The following is a 16,750-nucleotide window of genomic DNA, read 5'->3' as shown; positions in this document are numbered from 1 at the left end:
TTTTGTTCATTCTCCATCATAGTTTTAACATATAGATAATAAAGAGGAGCGTGATATGATGACCATTGTGAATGAATGTATTCCTTATAACTATGAGCGAACGATAACTGACCTCTATCGATTAATTTCTAAATACCCTTATGGAAGGATTGAAAGTATTGGAAGAAGCGTACTTGGAAAACAGATTCCACATCTACTCATTGGTCATGGAAGCCATGTTGTACATATAAATGCTTCATTTCATGCGAACGAGTGGATTACAACAAACGCACTAATGAAATTTCTAGAAACGTATTTACGAGCCATTTATCGAGGAGAACGCGTTGCTGGAATTGATGCTCAGCTTTTATATGAAAATATTACTTTGTCTATTGTACCAATTGTAAATCCAGACGGTGTTAACTTAGTTATAGATGGAATTAATGCACATGAGGCGTACTCAGCGTTTATTCCTTATATAGGAAGGGAGGTTAATGATTTTCAGGGGTGGAAAGCAAACATTAGAGGGGTGGATTTAAATAATCAATTCCCTGCATATTGGGAGATTGAAAGAGAACGTAAAATTCCAAAGTCACCACACTTTCGAGATTTCCCTGGCTATGCTCCTTTATCTGAACCTGAGGCTAAAGCGATGGTTCAGGTTGCAAAACGATATCAATTTGACTGTGTAATTGCGCTGCATACCCAAGGTGAAGAGTTTTACTGGGGATATATGAACAAAGAGCCAATGGAAGCGAAAGAGATGGCGGAGTATTTTGAGAAAGTGAGCGGATACCGAGCAGTGAGAACAATTGATAGTCACGCGGGGTATAAGGATTGGTTCATTCTTGAAACTGGAAAGTTAGGCTTCACGCTTGAACTTGGTAAAGGAATTAACCCAATTCCTTTATCGCAGTTTCACATTTTATATCCAAAAACAGAATCAATTCTTGCTAATGCAATGAATATCCTTGCATGTAAATAAAATATAATCGTAATAAAAGCGCCTATCAAAGAGGCGCTTTTATTTATACTCATTCGTTAATGAGCTGCTGGATATCCATGATGTAAAATAGTCATAACCGTAAACCAACCAAATACAGCAAACGTTGCCACAGCAAAGCCCACTCCAAGGAAGTTTTTATTGCGCAAAGATGAAATAGCGGCAAAAATACCTAATAATGTTGTTAAGCCTAATATAATCATTAGTCCCATGAAACAACCTCCTTATTTGTAAGGATTGAAAGTAAAGCGCTAACATACTTCTAACTTCTTTATTGTAAAACTTTTCTAACGATTTGTCGAGGTGGAAAATTAGCAAAACAATGTTCTAGGGTTTTCATTTCCCTAGATTTATGTGTATGATAAAGCATAGAGACAATGAACTGAGAAAGATAAGGAGGCGCTGCTGATGAAATATCATCGCGTACCATTAGGACCTATACAAACAAACTGTTATTTACTTGTGAATGATGACAAAGAATGCTTAATTGTTGACCCAGGCGGCGAAGGAAAAAAACTTAATCAACTCATACATAAGCAACAATATAAACCACAAGCAGTGGTATTAACTCATGCACACTTTGATCATATTGGTGGAGTGGACGAAGTAGCATCACATTTCTCTATCCCTATATATGTTCATAAAAAAGAAAAATCTTGGTTAAAAGACCCAGCAGTAAATGGTTCCACTTTTTTTGGTCTAGGAGAAGTAACTGTTCAATCTGATGTGACGCTGTTTGCCGGAGAGGGCAGCACAACAATTGGGTCATTTTCGTTTGAATTATATGAAACGCCAGGTCACTCGCCAGGGAGCGTATCTCTTTACTTTAAAGAAGCAGAGTTAGTTATTTCAGGAGATGCACTGTTTGAAGGAAGTGTTGGGCGTACCGATTTACATGATGGAAATCATGAACAGTTGCTGAAGAGCATTCATACAAAGCTTTTGGTACTGCCTGAAGAAACGTTAGTTTTATCTGGGCATGGTGGAGAAACAACAATTGGTCAGGAAATGGATCACAATCCGTTTTTAAATGGATTTTAAAAAAGAAGCAGCGATGAATCCATCGCTGCTTCTTTTTTATCATTATTGTCCGCCTGGCGTCATCATAAATGTACTCCAGTAAGTAAACCCTACAAAGAATACTGTTAAATAAGCACCAAACACATAGATGTACATACGTTCTGATAGTTTTAAATAGCTTAGTAAGACAAAAAAACCTGTTTGAGCTAAAAAGAGCAAGGATGTTTGTGGCATATGTCCAAGGTAAAACATGACTGCAAAGATCCCTGTCCAAAACCCCATTACACGGTACATACGTTCCATGTTTGTTGCCTCCTTTATCCCACTTGTCAATTATTAATTATAAAGTACAATTTATCCAATTGTAAATATAATCTAAGCATGCTTGTTGAAATTGTGTAGAAAGATAAGTAATTCTTTTCCATTATAGTACATTTATTGTTTGATGAAAACGTTATCTTTTTTGTTCAGCGAATCTTTTTGAAAAAAAGCATAAAAATAAAACAAAATAGTGTACAATAGTTATACAAAACATGTACGATGTGTATAAATTGATTAAACGACCTTACAGGAGGATATAAAATGGAATCAGTTATGTTTTATACGTATCCAAGTTGTACATCTTGTCGTAAGACGAAAAAATGGCTTGTAAAGCAAGAAGTTAATTTCAATCAGCGCCACCTCTTTCGCGAAACTCCTACTTATGAAGAGATGCTTGAATTATTATCAATGACAACTGAAGGTATTGATGAAATTTTAGCTAAGCGGAGTCAAGAATATAAAAATTTAGATGTCGATGTAGAAAGCATGACGATTTCGGAAGTCGTTCATTTGTTAATGGAGCAACCAAGACTTCTTAGAAGACCCATTTTAACAGATGGTAAAAAGCTTGTAGTAGGATACAATGAATCCGCGTTAAAAAACCTCGTAAAAAAGCAAAAAAAGGTTTCATCAATGGTGGGATGATGAGAGTTGTTATGGTAGATGGATAAGCGATAACGATTGAAGGTAAATAAATCGTTATCGTTTTTTTATGCTTTATGAAAAAATTAGTTCCGAGCCAATCGTTTAAAAAGAAAGAAAAAATTTTAAAAAAAGAAGGAATTTCACTAAATAAGTCGAATTTCAACTAACACTACCAAGAAATATGCTTAAATATGACAGAATAAGGAGAGATGCTCATTGAATGAAATTGAACAATTAGCCACACGCATGATTCGTGAAGCATGTGAGATGAAGAGCTCGGATATTCACATTATCCCTCGAGCTAGAGATGCCATAATTCAGCTAAGAGTTGATCAAGATTTGGTTGCTCATCAAACGCTCCCAAAAGAGGTATCTGAACGACTCATTTCCCACTTTAAATTTTTAGGGAGCATGGATATTGGTGAAAGACGAAAGCCTCAAAATGGTGCACTGTCTACAACAATCGATCATATTAAAGTTAATCTACGTTTATCCACTTTACCTACATTGCAGGATGAAAGTCTCGTTATTCGTGTATTACCCCAAACGCAAACAACTTCTCTTAAATATTTATCACTTTTTCAAAATCATACCAAAAAACTTATTTCACTGCTTAAGCATTCACATGGATTAATTGTGTTTACTGGGCCAACAGGATCCGGTAAAACAACAACTTTGTATACGTTACTTCATGAGGTCAACCATTTATTAAATCGAAATGTCATTACGCTTGAAGATCCAATTGAACAGCAGAGTGAAAAAGTACTGCAGGTACAAGTGAATGAACGAGCTGGCATCACGTATGCAACAGGTTTAAAAGCAATTTTACGTCATGACCCTGATATTATTATGGTCGGGGAAATCCGCGACGCTGAAACAGCTCAAATTGCGGTTCGCGCAGCTTTAACCGGTCATCTAGTACTGACAACTATGCATACGAAAGATACAAAAGGCTCTATTTATCGATTGCTTGAGTTTGGTGTTAGTATTCAAGAAATTGAACAAACGTTGGTAGCCGTAGCTGCACAGCGATTAGTCGAAATAAAATGTAATTTTTGTGAAGGAAGATGTCATCCGCTATGTAAGAAAGAGCGTTTAAATAGACAGGCTAGCGTGTATGAGCTTCTATATGGAAGGGAAGTAAACGAAGTAATTAATGAAGTGAAAGGAAAGGAATTTCAATATGATTATGCACGACTAAGAGATGCAATTCGAAAAGGTATTGCGCTTGGGTATTTGTATTCACATGCGCTAGATGGGTGGGGGTCTTATTAAACGAAAGACATCAAACAAACATTGGGGACTTTCCAAACAAGCTAAAGTTTTAAGTCAGTTATCGAAGCTTGTTGAAAAAGGATATACGCTATCTCAAGCTTTATCGTTTATAGCATTCCAGCTATCAGCGAAGCAGCGTAGCGATGTGGATGCTTGTTTAATGGCAATGCGTCAAGGCGAGTCTTTGCACAGCTGTCTTCTAAAACTGAAGTTTCACCGAGACGTATTAAGCTACCTTTATTTTGCTGAACAGCATGGAGATCTTCATTTTGCGCTAAAAGAAAGTAGTCATATGCTAAGTGAGAAGATAAAAAACAAGAAACGATTTCAAAAGCTAGTACAATATCCACTTTTACTTTTAAGTTTCATCCTTGGGATTTTATTTATATTAAGCACCGTTTTGTTACCGCATTTTCAGTCTCTTTATAAAACAATGGGACACGAACAATCACCATTTCTTCTTATCTTTATGTCGACTATGTCTTACTTTCCACACGCACTTCTTGGAATCTCTGGAACCTTGTTGCTAATAGGAGGTCTGTATCTTATTAGTACAAAAAAGCTTGCTCCTGTAAAGAAAATGAACATTTTGATGAAAATTCCTTTTATGAAGCAGTTCACTAAGCTGTTTAACTCCTATTTTTTCGCGGTTCATACGAGTAATTTATTAAAAGGTGGACTATCAATTTATGAGTGTCTCTCGCTCTTTCAGCTGCAGCAACACTATCCTTTTTTTAGAGAAGAAGCTAAGCTTTTCACAACAGAACTTGCCGCTGGAAAATCTCTTAATCAAATTTTACAAACACGTCCTTATTATCAAAAAGATTTAGCAGAGGTCGTTGTTCATGGACAAAAAAATGGGGATTTAGCAAAAGAATTGTACGACTACAGCCTATATATGGTTGAGAGAATGGAAGAATGGGTTTTTCACATTCTCAAATATGTTCAGCCCATTACGTTCGCCTTTATTGGTATCGTTATTCTACTTATGTATATGTCAGTCATGATGCCAATGCTAGAAATTATGTCGAGTTTATAAAGGGGATTCAAACATGTTAAAAAATGAGAAAGGTTTTACTTTAATTGAGATGCTCATTGTTATGTTAGTTATTACAGTGCTATTGCTTATTATGGTGCCAAATGTATTAAAGCATAACGCTGTTATTAACAATAAAGGATGCTCGGCTTTAGTGAAAACAGTGGAAGCACAAGTGCAGGTGTATGAGCTTGAAAACGGAACAAAGCCTACTTTAAACGAGCTTGAAAGCGGAGGATACTTAAAAGAAGGAACGGTGTGTCCAAATGGTTCGAAAATTACAATAGGTACGGATGGACGCGTATCAGCGAGTGATGGAAACTCGTAAAATGAATCAAAAAGGCTTTACGCTAATCGAGTCCTTAATCGTGTTAGCCATTGTGCAAGTTATGGTGTTAATCATCGTCATCAATTTAAAACCTCTTATGGCCCACTATCAGTTAACCTCATTTTTACGACAACTTCAAGCAGATACCTTTTATACGCAACAAATAGCCATCACTACTCAGCGTCCGGCAAGGCTTACATTTGAGCCAACCAACTCCCGATATTTGTTGCTTAAGATTGGAGCTGAAAGGCCCATTATGCAAAGAGGTTATCATTCGAATATTCGCGTTGTGTTTAGCAGTGGTACAAGTTCGATTCAATACAATGAGCAAGGAAATATTTCGCAGGCAAAAAGCTTGTTTATTTCAAGTAACAAAGAAACATATAAGGTCACGTTCCAAATTGGAAGAGGACGCTTTTATGTTACGAAAATATAATAATCAAACAGGCTTCACATTACTGGAAATGCTAGTAGCATTCAGTGCGCTGATTATGCTCACCGCTGTGATTGTTCCTTTATATATTCAAGCAATACAAGCTGAAAAAGATAAGAAGCGAATGTATGTAGGAGATGCGCTTTTGTATGAAAAAGTCATGACGGATGCTGATCAAAAGCACTTACTCTCTGAAAAGAGGATGTATAACGGGGTTGAATACCTCCTTGTATTCAAAGAAGAACCGGTTCCAAAGTGGTGTGTTTCTTGGAAAAGAACTAATCAGAAAATCATAGAAAGATGTGAATCTACGTTAAAATGAGGAACCAAAAAGGTTTTACATTAGTAGAAATGTTGCTTAGTTTAACGATTTTCTTTGTAATAGTATCCTTTATTCCGCCTGTCTTGTCATTGGCTAACCAAAAATATGCCCCTGATGACCTAGCAACAGAAATGGAATGGGAAATCTTTATTCAGCAGTTAACAAAGGAGTATCGAAGAGCGCATCATGTTAGCGTTAACGAAAGAATTTTATCATTACGAATAGATGGAGAGCCTTTAGTTACGTATGAACCTTTTAATGATAAGGTTCGGCGTAGGGTTGACCAGAGTGGTCATGAAGTTGTCTTGCAGTTTGTGAAGTTAATTGAGTACAAATACGAAAGCAATCTGCTTCATGTTAAGGTGGTATATAAACACGGTGAAATTCATGAAACAACGATTAAAACATTTATGGATGTTGAATAAAGATAGGAAAGCGTACCAAGCGGGTTTTGCGCTTCCCTTTGTACTAGCCTTTAGTGCGCTATTTTTATTTTTACTATCCCACCAGTTGGTGTATTTTGTAACGAAAAGTACGTTTTACGCCGAAGTAAATCAGCGCTATGAATTAGACTATTTACTGCAAAAAGGAGTTCGGGATTTACAAGCAGACGTTCAAACAAATAATTTTTCACAAGAAAGCGATGGGGTACTAACTTATGATTCAGGAACCGTTAAGTACCAAATACTAAGGCAGACAGAGGATAGTGTGACTATTCAAGTTCGCTGCGCTACAAAAGAAGAAAGACAGCTTATTCATACAATTACTTTTCAGCGAGAAAGCGGTAAGGTAATTGCCTGGGTTTAGAGATAGAGCAAAAGACCTTGAGTTTATGAAGAAATCAAGGTCTTTTGTTGTTAATCATCAAATTCAACATCTTTATCATTAATTTTGATTTTTACATGATGATGTTCTACATTACGCTTTGAATGGTTAGTGAAAGGAGGTCTAATCACAACCGTTTCATCAATGGGTTCCAATGCTTGTTTAATTTGGCTTTCGTTGACATTATAAGCTTTTTGAAACACTTCAGGAGGTGTTAAGCGAAGGATGTCTGAACCTTCTGCTGATTCAAACTGGTCGTTATTAAAGAAAAGGTGAAGGTGAGCTTCTTCTGTTAATGGTTCAATCCAGTGCCACCAACCCATTGGGATAAATGCTACATCTCCTTTTTTAATACGATACGTATGCAGGGTGCTCGTATCGGGATCTATAATTGATACCTCGACTTCTCCAGAAATCACCACATCTAACTCCCAAGCATTTGGGTGCCAATGGGGTTCTCTCATATAGCCTTTAGTTAAATATAAGTCTACAAAAGCTCAACCGATCATGGCAGGGAGCTGTGTAGATGTTACTTGATACGCAATGTTGTTGGTGTTTCGTTTAAATAATACGCTGTTTTGGTAGTTAAACGATAAGTTTGGTGTACCAGACGTCTTCTTAATATTCGAATTATCAGGAACAAATCCAGAATGACTCATAGTTGTTTCAACCTCTTTCTTACAAAAGAATATAACGTATCATATTATTAGTCAGGAAAGAATGTGTTACATCATCACAAAGTTTTCTTGCTTTTGATTAATAGCTTTTCAGCGAGGATATACTAGTTCGTAGGAGATGATGATGTGAAAACAAACGACTACGTGAAGTACGTAACGCAGCAGCTTGTTCAATATATGGATCAACCGAAAGAAATTCGTAAAACCAAACGAATTGAAAAGAAAAAGACACGAGATCCGTTTTTTAATAGGTGGTTTGGAATGATTCCTCTTTCATTTCAAATCTGGTATCGAAATACGAAAAAAGGTAAAAAGTAGCCTGCGCTCTTTTTACCTTTTTTATTTATAGAATGTTTTATACGAAATGACGTGAAAGGTGATGATTAACAGTTTGTTCAGACAAGTAAAACAATCCGCCGTTTACAATTTTCGTTAAAATAACAGGCTCATATAAATCTTGTAAAGCCTGTTTTTCTGTCGTATAGCTTTCGGGTAGCTCTTCCATATTCTCATAGAAATGATCTAAAAGTGCAAGGTCTTCATACCATCTTTCTTGCGCTTTTTTTGCCCAATCCATCGGCTGCTTTGAAATGTGATCTTCCACATAAGCTGATAATCTTGAAATTCCGCTTTTGGGGCGAATAATTGGCGATAGCGTAAAGCAATAATCAGGAATCTTTGACGTGAAGTTTTGTTTGGACATCATCAGCTGAAAGTTATCAAGAATCGCTCCCGTAATTAAATTTAACCCAAGCGATAGTAATTCATCTTTTTTTCGGTCACACTTATACGACACCTTCATATTTAAAGCAAGCCAAGGCTGAAGTGAACGCTGCGATTGTGAGTGAGAATGCATTTTTTCATATAAGTGAACGAATCCTCCAAACTTTTGGGCTGACCCAAAAATTTGATGTAAACGCGGTGAGCCAAAGTGAATTTTTTCGCCTTGTACAGATGAATCATCATAAGTTGGATCGGTGATAAACGTAAGTGAAGCAGGATTAGGTTTCCCGCCTGTTTTTTCAATATAATGCCAATAAAAAGGTCGGTTCATAAGCTCTTTATCCATTTCAATAGTAAGCTGAACCTTCAAATAAGATGGGTCGTCTTCTGTCAAGTCACAGTTATGTGCCGTGAAATATTTTTTGAGAAATTGATGAATTTCAGTTTGCTGCATGCTGTTCACCTTCTTCATCTTCGTGATATTCAATAATGGATGTAAGATTGTTCATCTTAATTTTCATTTCTCCTTCACTTCGTGAATGAAGAAGAATATCTTGAATGTGATCTTCAATGTTATCAATTTCTAGTTTGGTTAAAATTTCGTCGAGCTCACCAACAACACGTTCAAATAAATTTATTTTTTCATAAAGTAGCTTTAAAATATGTTCTTCGACTGTATTCTCAATTGCTAGATTATAAATGTGCACATCATGCTGTTGACCCAGTCTATGAACGCGTCCAATTCGTTGCTCTAATCTCATTGGGTTCCAAGGTAGGTCGTAGTTAATGATATGGTGACAGAATTGAAGGTTAATTCCTTCACCTCCAGCTTCCGTTGCGATAAAAACTTGAGCATGGCTTTCAAAAAGCTGTTTCATCCAGTCTTTTTTTCCACGCTTAAATCCACCCCTAAACGGAACAGATGTAATACCGTGTTGTTTTAAATACCACTGTAAATAAAGCTGAGTTGCTCGATATTCCGTAAAAATGATGACTTTATCATTAATCTGTTGAATTAATTCAATTACCTTTTCTGCTTTCGCATTTTGAGGAATGGTTTGTACTTTTTCAAGGAGTGGTTTAAGCATCTGAGTAGCTTTTTCACTGTTTTCGTCCTCTTGGCGTTCAAGCATGCTTTTTAAGGTCATAAATACTGCTTCGCGACTGCTACAAGCTTCGCGCTGCAATGTTAAAATTGCAAAGGAACTGCTGGGTAAATTTGAATGTTGCTTAAATGAAGTGATTTGATCATACAACTCTCGTTCTTCAGATGAAAACTCAACAGGAACGGTTTGAACAATTCGTTTTGTCCATTCAATACCTGTGTCTTGCCTGCGGTTTCGAATCATCACTTTGTTAACGAGTTCCTTTAAATACTCATCATTTTGAACAGAACGTTTCTTAGCAGAAAATAAATCAGCAAAATAATCTTTGTTTCCTAGGTGGCCTGGTTTTAATAACGAAACTAAGTTGAAAATCTCTTCTACTCGATTTTGAATTGGTGTCGCTGTTAATAATAAGCAGAACTTTTTCTTTAAGCTTTGAACAAACTCATAGTTTTTTGTTTTATTATTTTTTAGTTTATGAGCTTCATCGATGATGATAAGGTCATAATCTTGTTCTAATACAATTTCGCGATGAGGAGAGCGCTTGGCTGTATCAATGGATGATACTACTACGTCGCATTGCTCCCACACGTATGTTTTCTTTTGTGGAACAGCAGGAATAAAAAATTTATGGTTAAGTTCCATTGCCCATTGGGATACAAGTGATGCTGGTACAAGAATAAGGGCTTTTTTCACAAGACCACGAATCATATATTCTTTTAAAATGAGTCCTGCTTCAATTGTCTTTCCAAGCCCCACTTCGTCAGCTAAAATCGCTTTTCCATTCATTTCTTCTACCACTTTTTTAGCTACTTCTAACTGGTGTGGATGCGGGGTTAGGTCTGTTAAATGGCGAGGTGCTTGCAGACCTTCAAATTCAGTAATTAACGTTTGCTCCTCGATTTCATATGCTAATTTATACATTTCCCAATCAGACCAAGAGCCGTCTTGCTCAAGTTTATTTAAAAAAGTAGATTCCCATGCTTCATCTTTCTTCATACTGATGTTCATCGTTAGTTTTGCTCCTTTCTGAAAGTTTTTATTGAACTGCTGAACAGAATCATGTAGGATAAAAATATATTTTAGAAAATTTAAAATAGAAAATAGATTGTCACTAAATGAACTATTTTGTTATTGATGTGTGTAAGTAATAGTTTCTTAGTAGTATGCCCAAAATTACAAACTTTATAGAGGCGAATGATGACAAGGGGAGAGACTGCTTTAAAGTGGCGCCGAAGGAGCAAACAACATGTGAATCTCTCAGGCAAAAAGACTCTTGTTGGACGCAACTCTGGAGAGCGTCTATTTCGAATAGACCACCCACGAGGCAAACCTATTTAACGGGTAAACTTTCAGGTGAAAAGGACAGAGACTTCCTGCTATACAGCAGGGAGTTCTCTGTCCTTTTTTATGTGTAAAAAAGATACGATGATTCCCCGAAACCAAAGCAAATGGCCTTATATGAGGAGGATGTTAAATGACTGAGCTAAACAAAACACCACTTTACGATGTCTATCAACAGTACGGTGGAAAGATTATTGATTTTGGAGGTTGGGCTCTTCCAGTTCAATTCTCATCTATTAAAGAAGAACATCATGCGGTTCGTACAAAAGCTGGCCTGTTCGATGTTTCTCACATGGGAGAGTTTGATGTAAAAGGGACAAATAGCTTGGCATTTTTACAAAAAGTTATGACGAATGATGTTTCAGTATTACGTCCAGGTAAAGTACTATATACCGCAATGTGCTATGAAGATGGGGGCACAGTGGATGATCTCCTTGTTTATCAAAAAGGAGAAGATGACTACCTGCTTGTTGTAAACGCAGCAAATATTGAAAAAGACTTCGAATGGCTACAGCAGCATAAGCCAGAGGATATTGAGCTTGTAAATCGTTCAAGTGAGTTTGCTTTACTAGCTTTGCAAGGTCCAGCAGCACAAGGTGTTTTGCAGAAATTAACATATGAATCATTATCTGACTTGAAACCATTTACATTTAAAGATGATGTAGAAGTAGCAGGTGTGAGAGCGCTTGTTTCACGTACAGGCTATACAGGCGAGGATGGTTTTGAACTGTACTGTTCTGCATCAGATGTAGTAACGCTTTGGACTGAGCTTTTAAAAAATGAAGAGGTAGTTCCATGTGGATTAGGAGCACGAGATACGCTTCGTTTTGAAGCAACTTTAGCTTTATATGGTCAAGAGCTTTCAAAAGATATTACGCCAATTGAAGCACGTATCGGATTCGCAGTGAAAACGAATAAAGAAGATTTTATCGGCAAAGAGGTATTAAAGCGTCAGCGTGAAGAAGGACCAAACCGCAAGCTTGTTGGGCTTGAAATGATTGATAAAGGAATTCCACGACATGGATATGAAGTGTTTAGTGAGGAAGAAGAGATTGGCTTTGTTACAACAGGCACACAATCGCCAACTTTAAATAAAAACATTGGTCTTGCACTTATCGATGCTAAACATGCTGAGCTAGGTACAGAAGTGTATGTGCAAGTGCGAAAAAGACGTTTAAAAGCAAAAGTCGTGAAGACACCTTTTTATAAGCGTTCAAAATAATGTTGGGTAATTAAAGAGAGGGGACAAAAGAATGGTACATCGTTATTTACCAATGACATCAGAAGATCAGCAGCAAATGTTAAAGGCAATTGGCGTGTCTTCAGTGGATGAGTTGTTTTCAGATATCCCAGAAAGCGTTCGTTTCCAAGGGGAATACAATATAAAAAAAGCGGCATCAGAATCTGAGCTAGTAAAAGAGTTAACAAACTTAGCTACTAAAAATAAGAACGTAAAGGAATACGCTTCATTTTTAGGAGCAGGTGTTTATGATCACTATATGCCAATTATTGTTGATCACGTTATTTCGCGTTCAGAGTTTTACACAGCTTATACACCATATCAGCCTGAAATTTCGCAAGGAGAGCTGCAGGCTATCTTTGAATTTCAAACGATGATTTGTGAGCTAACAGGAATGGATGTTGCCAATTCATCCATGTACGATGGTGGTACAGCACTTGCTGAGGCAGCCATGTTAAGTGCAGGTCAAACGAGAAAGAAAAAAGTGTTAGTTTCAGAAACAGTTCACCCTGAATCACGAGCTGTGTTAGAAACGTACGCAGCAGGTCAGTACATTGAAGTAGTAGAAGTACCAAGCAAAGACGGCGTAACGGATCTGACGGTGCTGAAGGAGCGCATGGATGATGATGTAGCGGCTGTCATCGTTCAGTATCCAAACTTCTTTGGTCAAGTAGAACCTTTAAGAGAAATTGAAGCCATTGCTCATCAAGGAAAAGGAATGTTTGTTGTATCAAGCAATCCACTATCTCTTGGATTGTTAACTCCTCCGGGTCAGTTTGGTGCTGATATTGTTGTAGGAGATGCACAACCTTTTGGTATTCCAACACAGTTCGGTGGTCCTCACTGCGGCTACTTTGCTACAACGACAAAGTTAATGCGTAAAATTCCAGGACGCTTAGTTGGTCAAACGATTGATGAAAATGGTAAGCGCGGCTTTGTCTTAACGCTTCAAGCACGTGAGCAACATATTCGCCGTGATAAAGCAACTTCAAACATTTGTTCAAATCAAGCGTTAAATGCACTTGCAGCTTCAGTAGCGATGACTGCCTTAGGAAAGCAAGGGGTAAAGGAAATGGCTACGCAAAATTTATCAAAAACGCATTATGCATATAACGCATTAAAAGCAAGCGAAGTAGATGTTGTTTTTAATGGGGCATTTTTCAATGAGTTGGTTGTAAAACTACCTCAACCCAGTAAGGAAGTAAATCAAAAGTTATTAGCGAAGCATATCATTGGTGGCTATGATTTAGGCCGAGACTATCATGAGCTTAAGGATCACATGCTACTTGCTTTTACTGAACTCCGTACAAAAGAAGAAATCGACCAACTTGTGAAGGAATTGGGGGATCTTTATGCATAATCAACATCAATCGCTTATTTTTGAAATGAGTAAAGAAGGACGCGTTGGCTATTCATTACCAGAACTAGACGTGCCGGAAGTAACCAGTACAGAAGTGTTGCCAGCAGAATATGTACGTACCGAAGCACCAGAACTTCCAGAAGTGTCTGAGCTAGACATTATGCGTCACTATACTGCTCTTTCAAAACGTAACCATGGAGTAGACTCTGGCTTTTATCCGCTTGGTTCTTGTACAATGAAATATAATCCAAAAATTAATGAATATACAGCCCGTATTCCAGGCTTCGCTAATATTCATCCACTTCAGGATGAAGAAACGGTTCAAGGTGCTCTTGAGCTCATGTATGATTTGCAGGAGCACTTAACAGAGATTACAGGCATGGATGAAGTTACGCTTCAGCCAGCAGCAGGTGCTCATGGTGAGTGGACGGGGTTAATGATGATTCGTGCCTATCATGAAGCAAACGGTGATACGAAGCGTACGAAAGTAATCGTTCCTGATTCAGCTCATGGTACAAATCCAGCCTCGGCAACAGTAGCTGGATTTGAAACAGTTACTGTAAAATCTAATGAGCATGGTTTGGTAGACTTAGATGATCTTCGTAAAGTAGTAAACGAAGAAACAGCAGCTCTTATGTTAACAAACCCAAATACGTTAGGTCTTTTTGAAGAAGATATTTTGGAAATGGCAGAAATCGTTCATGCAGCTGGTGGTAAGCTTTATTATGACGGAGCGAACTTAAATGCTGTATTAAGTAAAGCACGACCAGGCGATATGGGCTTTGACGTTGTACATTTAAACCTTCATAAAACATTCACAGGTCCACACGGTGGTGGTGGTCCAGGTTCTGGTCCAGTTGGTGTAAAAGCAGATTTAATTCCATTTTTACCAAAACCGGTACTAGTCAAAACGGAAAGCGGCTTTACTTTCGACTACAATCGCCCACAGTCCATTGGCCGAGTTAAACCGTTTTACGGCAACTTTGGTATTAACGTACGTGCTTATACGTACATCCGCTCTATGGGTCCAGATGGTTTAAAAGCGGTAACGGAAAATGCGGTATTAAACGCAAACTACATGATGAGACGATTGTCAGAGCATTATGATTTACCGTTTGATCGTCATTGTAAGCATGAATTTGTTTTATCAGGGAAGCGGCAAAAGAAACTCGGTGTTCGCACGCTGGATATTGCGAAGCGACTGCTTGATTTTGGGTATCATCCACCGACAATTTACTTCCCTCTTATTGTCGAAGAGTGCATGATGATTGAACCAACTGAAACGGAATCAAAAGAGACGCTTGATGCGTTTATTGATGCAATGATTCAAATTGCAAAAGAAGTGGAAGAAAATCCGGAAATCGTTCAAGAAGCACCTCATACGACGGTTGTGAAGCGATTGGATGAAACGCTTGCAGCAAGAAAGCCTGTACTCCGCTATCAAAAAGAAAGTTAAAAACAGCCCCTTCATCTAAGAAGGGGCTGTTTTTGTGGTTTATTTTTTTGTTTTAATTTTGCCGTTCCAAGCTTTGAATCCGCCTTTTAGGTCATGAATCTCTTTCACACCATGCTTGCGCAAGAGCTGAGCAGCACGACCAGTTCGCATGCCACTTTGGCAGTAAATATAAACAGGTTGATCAGTACGGAACTCCTTTATACGCATACGGAACTGTGAAAGAGGAATATTTCTTGCTCCTAAAATATGTCCGTTTTCAAATTCATTTGGTTCGCGAATATCAACTAGCTGTGCTTTACGATAACCGCTGCGGAATTCTTCTTCCGTTAACGTTTTCATAATGCGACGTTGGTAAAAAAACATTACGACAGAATAAATAATAATTGCCGCAAGTACAATGATTAGTGTCCACATGTTGTTTCTTCCTTTCTTCGACAAAATACATAGTCTTATTATATAAGTGAATGAAATTAGAAGTAAAGGGATTCTTCTTGAAGTCACGATAGTTTTTACGAAAGAAAAGTAAAAAATTACTGCTTCACTTTTCTTTTCCTTCTGCTTATCTTTTGGTAGACTAAAAAACGGATTAAGTTTATTACATATGTAAATGTCTACTATACTAGTTAGGGATGAGAAAAATGAAGCAAAAATGGAGATTCATTGATTCAAAAGAACGTTCGCCATATTACAATATGGCACTTGATGAAGCGCTTTTAGAGTGGCATAGCACTGGTCAAATACCACCAACGATTCGATTTTACGGCTGGAATCCTCCAACATTATCAATTGGTTACTTTCAAAAAGCTGAAAAAGAAATCAATTTTGAACAGGTAGATAAATTAGGATTAGGATTTGTGCGTCGACCAACAGGGGGACGAGGCGTTTTGCACGACGAGGAGCTTACTTACAGCGTCATTGTATCGGAAGACTATCCAAACATGCCTAAGACGGTGACAGAGGCGTATCGTGTCATTTCAGAAGGGTTATTAGAGGGATTTCGTTCGCTGGGTCTGGAAGCATATTTTGCAATCCCTCGCACAGAAGAAGAAAAAAATAGTTTGAAAAATCCACGTTCATCTGTTTGTTTTGATGCACCTTCATGGTATGAGCTTGTGGTAGAAGGGCGTAAAATTGCTGGAAGTGCACAAACTCGTCAAAAAGGTGTAATTTTACAGCACGGTTCTATTTTATTAGAGATTGACGAAGATAAATTATTTAGCGTATTTAATTATCCAAATGATCGTGTGAAAGAGCGAATGCAGCGTGCGTTTCGTTCAAAAGCTGTTGCAATCAATGCTATTGCAGGCCGTAAAATCCAAATGGAAGAAGCGAAGGAAGCATTTTATAAAGGCTTTGCTAGCGCTTTAGATATTGACTTAGAACCTTATGAATTAACAGAACAAGAAGAGCGTTACGTAGAAGAATTAGCACAAAAGAAATATGCTTCTGTTGAATGGAATTTTAGAAGATAACGATTGCTTAGGAGCACACTATTTAAGCTGTGCCCCTAAGTATTTTATCTAGCTGAAGAAAGTAATTGATGTAAAAGTCAAATACTTTTTTTAATGTAAAAAAAATATTTTTCTTGACATCTATCTATATGTAGGTGTTTGGGTTTTGATTGAATACTACATGTTGAATTTGTCCAATCCGTGTG

General features: G+C 37.5%; 20 protein-coding genes, 1 pseudogene and 2 riboswitches. Of the genes and pseudogenes, 15 read left to right on the top strand and 6 right to left on the bottom strand.

The annotated features are described in order from the left end of the window. Positions 1–55: 55 nt before the first annotated feature. Complete coding sequence (locus BFL01S_RS01370; RefSeq protein ID WP_231882726.1) at positions 56–964, top strand: M14 family metallopeptidase; 909 nt, start codon at positions 56–58, stop codon at positions 962–964. A gap of 56 nt (positions 965–1,020) precedes the next feature. Here the strand turns inward: BFL01S_RS01370 and BFL01S_RS19800 are convergent, their stop codons facing one another. Further along, a complete protein-coding gene (locus BFL01S_RS19800; protein WP_025911564.1) occupies positions 1,021–1,194 on the bottom strand; it encodes a DUF2759 domain-containing protein in 174 nt (57 codons plus the stop codon). Positions 1,195–1,390: 196 nt separating this feature from the next. Between BFL01S_RS19800 and BFL01S_RS01365 the strand changes: the two genes are divergently transcribed. Next, positions 1,391–2,023, top strand: coding sequence for an MBL fold metallo-hydrolase (locus BFL01S_RS01365; protein WP_025911563.1), 633 nt, complete (start codon positions 1,391–1,393; stop codon positions 2,021–2,023). Positions 2,024–2,065: 42 nt separating this feature from the next. Here BFL01S_RS01365 and BFL01S_RS01360 read toward each other — a convergent pair whose 3' ends face one another. Continuing rightward, entirely contained in the window at positions 2,066–2,305 is a 240-nt protein-coding gene (locus tag BFL01S_RS01360) for a DUF2626 domain-containing protein (RefSeq protein ID WP_025911561.1), read from the bottom strand. Positions 2,306–2,584: 279 nt separating this feature from the next. Between BFL01S_RS01360 and mgsR the strand changes: the two genes are divergently transcribed. The 8 genes from mgsR (at position 2,585) to comGG (ending at position 7,169) form a co-directional block, all read left to right on the top strand. Further along, positions 2,585–2,968 carry a transcriptional regulator MgsR gene (gene mgsR, locus BFL01S_RS01355; protein WP_061784685.1) on the top strand — a complete coding sequence of 128 codons (384 nt, stop codon included), beginning with the start codon at positions 2,585–2,587 and terminating at the stop codon, positions 2,966–2,968. Between the two features lie 216 nt (positions 2,969–3,184). After that, the gene (gene comGA / locus BFL01S_RS01350; RefSeq protein WP_025911559.1) at positions 3,185–4,243 is read left to right on the top strand and encodes a competence type IV pilus ATPase ComGA; all 1,059 of its coding nucleotides are present in this window, start codon (positions 3,185–3,187) and stop codon (positions 4,241–4,243) included. Further along, positions 4,224–5,282, top strand: coding sequence for a competence type IV pilus assembly protein ComGB (gene comGB, locus BFL01S_RS01345; RefSeq protein ID WP_025911558.1), 1,059 nt, complete (start codon positions 4,224–4,226; stop codon positions 5,280–5,282). Before comGA ends, comGB begins: the two co-directional genes overlap by 20 nt. 13 nt (positions 5,283–5,295) lie before the next feature. Further along, positions 5,296–5,607, top strand: coding sequence for a competence type IV pilus major pilin ComGC (gene comGC / locus BFL01S_RS01340; RefSeq protein WP_025911556.1), 312 nt, complete (start codon positions 5,296–5,298; stop codon positions 5,605–5,607). Continuing rightward, on the top strand, positions 5,594–6,043 hold the full coding sequence (comGD, locus tag BFL01S_RS01335; RefSeq protein WP_235859189.1) for a competence type IV pilus minor pilin ComGD: 450 nt from the start codon (positions 5,594–5,596) through the stop codon (positions 6,041–6,043). Before comGC ends, comGD begins: the two co-directional genes overlap by 14 nt. Beyond that, on the top strand, positions 6,027–6,362 hold the full coding sequence (locus BFL01S_RS01330) for a type II secretion system protein (protein ID WP_025911553.1): 336 nt from the start codon (positions 6,027–6,029) through the stop codon (positions 6,360–6,362). Before comGD ends, BFL01S_RS01330 begins: the two co-directional genes overlap by 17 nt. Next, a complete protein-coding gene (gene comGF / locus BFL01S_RS01325) occupies positions 6,359–6,787 on the top strand; it encodes a competence type IV pilus minor pilin ComGF (protein ID WP_025911552.1) in 429 nt (142 codons plus the stop codon). Before BFL01S_RS01330 ends, comGF begins: the two co-directional genes overlap by 4 nt. Then, positions 6,750–7,169, top strand: coding sequence for a competence type IV pilus minor pilin ComGG (gene comGG / locus BFL01S_RS01320; protein ID WP_061784683.1), 420 nt, complete (start codon positions 6,750–6,752; stop codon positions 7,167–7,169). Before comGF ends, comGG begins: the two co-directional genes overlap by 38 nt. Positions 7,170–7,219: 50 nt before the next feature. Here comGG and BFL01S_RS01315 read toward each other — a convergent pair. Beyond that, positions 7,220–7,846: pseudogene (locus tag BFL01S_RS01315) on the bottom strand (cupin domain-containing protein). A gap of 144 nt (positions 7,847–7,990) precedes the next feature. On the opposite strand from BFL01S_RS01315, the gene BFL01S_RS01310 reads away from it, so the two are divergent. Further along, positions 7,991–8,182: a YqzE family protein gene (locus tag BFL01S_RS01310; protein WP_025911548.1), complete on the top strand. Its 192-nt coding sequence runs from the start codon at positions 7,991–7,993 to the stop codon at positions 8,180–8,182. Between the two features lie 37 nt (positions 8,183–8,219). Here the strand turns inward: BFL01S_RS01310 and BFL01S_RS01305 are convergent, their stop codons facing one another. Together BFL01S_RS01305 and BFL01S_RS01300 are read right to left on the bottom strand one after the other, a co-directional pair. After that, positions 8,220–9,041: a YqhG family protein gene (locus BFL01S_RS01305; RefSeq protein WP_025911547.1), complete on the bottom strand. Its 822-nt coding sequence runs from the start codon at positions 9,039–9,041 to the stop codon at positions 8,220–8,222. After that, entirely contained in the window at positions 9,028–10,704 is a 1,677-nt protein-coding gene (locus BFL01S_RS01300) for a DEAD/DEAH box helicase (protein WP_061784682.1), read from the bottom strand. The genes BFL01S_RS01305 and BFL01S_RS01300 overlap by 14 nt, the downstream gene beginning before the upstream one ends. Positions 10,705–10,890: 186 nt before the next feature. Beyond that, positions 10,891–10,979: riboswitch (glycine riboswitch) on the top strand. Positions 10,980–10,982: 3 nt separating this feature from the next. Next, positions 10,983–11,064, top strand: a riboswitch (glycine riboswitch). A 106-nt stretch (positions 11,065–11,170) separates the two neighbouring features. On the opposite strand from BFL01S_RS01300, the gene gcvT reads away from it, so the two are divergent. The 3 genes from gcvT to gcvPB are packed head-to-tail and all read left to right on the top strand — an operon-like array spanning position 11,171 to position 15,093. Then, a complete protein-coding gene (gcvT, locus tag BFL01S_RS01295; protein WP_061784681.1) occupies positions 11,171–12,259 on the top strand; it encodes a glycine cleavage system aminomethyltransferase GcvT in 1,089 nt (362 codons plus the stop codon). Positions 12,260–12,290: 31 nt separating this feature from the next. Next, positions 12,291–13,637 (top strand): aminomethyl-transferring glycine dehydrogenase subunit GcvPA, encoded by a 1,347-nt coding sequence (gene gcvPA, locus BFL01S_RS01290; RefSeq protein ID WP_061784680.1) that lies wholly within the window; start codon positions 12,291–12,293, stop codon positions 13,635–13,637. Continuing rightward, on the top strand, positions 13,630–15,093 hold the full coding sequence (gcvPB, locus tag BFL01S_RS01285) for an aminomethyl-transferring glycine dehydrogenase subunit GcvPB (protein ID WP_025911541.1): 1,464 nt from the start codon (positions 13,630–13,632) through the stop codon (positions 15,091–15,093). Before gcvPA ends, gcvPB begins: the two co-directional genes overlap by 8 nt. Positions 15,094–15,132: 39 nt before the next feature. On the opposite strand, the gene BFL01S_RS01280 is transcribed toward gcvPB, so the two are convergent. Further along, positions 15,133–15,507, bottom strand: a complete 375-nt coding sequence (locus BFL01S_RS01280; protein WP_061784679.1) for a rhodanese-like domain-containing protein — start codon at positions 15,505–15,507, stop codon at positions 15,133–15,135. A gap of 224 nt (positions 15,508–15,731) precedes the next feature. On the opposite strand from BFL01S_RS01280, the gene lipM reads away from it, so the two are divergent. Then, on the top strand, positions 15,732–16,565 hold the full coding sequence (gene lipM, locus BFL01S_RS01275) for a lipoate--protein ligase family protein (protein WP_025911538.1): 834 nt from the start codon (positions 15,732–15,734) through the stop codon (positions 16,563–16,565). Positions 16,566–16,750: the final 185 nt, after the last annotated feature.

Source organism: Priestia flexa NBRC 15715, from assembly GCF_001591565.1.
In the GTDB taxonomy this organism is placed as follows: Bacteria; Bacillota; Bacilli; order Bacillales; family Bacillaceae_H; genus Priestia; species Priestia flexa.
This window is presented reverse-complemented; position numbering and strand designations above follow the sequence as displayed.

What these genes read in the sequence shown, in the direction of transcription:
- BFL01S_RS01300 (WP_061784682.1), bottom strand. Translation starts at nt 10,704, where the DNA reads ATGAACATCAGTATGAAGAAAGATGAAGCATGGGAATCTACTTTTTTA.
- lipM (WP_025911538.1), top strand. Translation starts at nt 15,732, where the DNA reads ATGAAGCAAAAATGGAGATTCATTGATTCAAAAGAACGTTCGCCATAT.
- comGC (WP_025911556.1), top strand. Translation starts at nt 5,296, where the DNA reads ATGTTAAAAAATGAGAAAGGTTTTACTTTAATTGAGATGCTCATTGTT.
- BFL01S_RS01280 (WP_061784679.1), bottom strand. Translation starts at nt 15,507, where the DNA reads ATGTGGACACTAATCATTGTACTTGCGGCAATTATTATTTATTCTGTC.
- BFL01S_RS01370 (WP_231882726.1), top strand. Translation starts at nt 56, where the DNA reads ATGATGACCATTGTGAATGAATGTATTCCTTATAACTATGAGCGAACG.
- BFL01S_RS01365 (WP_025911563.1), top strand. Translation starts at nt 1,391, where the DNA reads ATGAAATATCATCGCGTACCATTAGGACCTATACAAACAAACTGTTAT.
- BFL01S_RS19800 (WP_025911564.1), bottom strand. Translation starts at nt 1,194, where the DNA reads ATGGGACTAATGATTATATTAGGCTTAACAACATTATTAGGTATTTTT.
- comGG (WP_061784683.1), top strand. Translation starts at nt 6,750, where the DNA reads ATGAAACAACGATTAAAACATTTATGGATGTTGAATAAAGATAGGAAA.
- BFL01S_RS01305 (WP_025911547.1), bottom strand. Translation starts at nt 9,041, where the DNA reads ATGCAGCAAACTGAAATTCATCAATTTCTCAAAAAATATTTCACGGCA.
- BFL01S_RS01360 (WP_025911561.1), bottom strand. Translation starts at nt 2,305, where the DNA reads ATGGAACGTATGTACCGTGTAATGGGGTTTTGGACAGGGATCTTTGCA.
- BFL01S_RS01330 (WP_025911553.1), top strand. Translation starts at nt 6,027, where the DNA reads ATGTTACGAAAATATAATAATCAAACAGGCTTCACATTACTGGAAATG.
- mgsR (WP_061784685.1), top strand. Translation starts at nt 2,585, where the DNA reads ATGGAATCAGTTATGTTTTATACGTATCCAAGTTGTACATCTTGTCGT.
- comGD (WP_235859189.1), top strand. Translation starts at nt 5,594, where the DNA reads ATGGAAACTCGTAAAATGAATCAAAAAGGCTTTACGCTAATCGAGTCC.
- gcvPA (WP_061784680.1), top strand. Translation starts at nt 12,291, where the DNA reads ATGGTACATCGTTATTTACCAATGACATCAGAAGATCAGCAGCAAATG.
- comGF (WP_025911552.1), top strand. Translation starts at nt 6,359, where the DNA reads ATGAGGAACCAAAAAGGTTTTACATTAGTAGAAATGTTGCTTAGTTTA.
- gcvT (WP_061784681.1), top strand. Translation starts at nt 11,171, where the DNA reads ATGACTGAGCTAAACAAAACACCACTTTACGATGTCTATCAACAGTAC.
- gcvPB (WP_025911541.1), top strand. Translation starts at nt 13,630, where the DNA reads ATGCATAATCAACATCAATCGCTTATTTTTGAAATGAGTAAAGAAGGA.
- comGB (WP_025911558.1), top strand. Translation starts at nt 4,224, where the DNA reads ATGGGTGGGGGTCTTATTAAACGAAAGACATCAAACAAACATTGGGGA.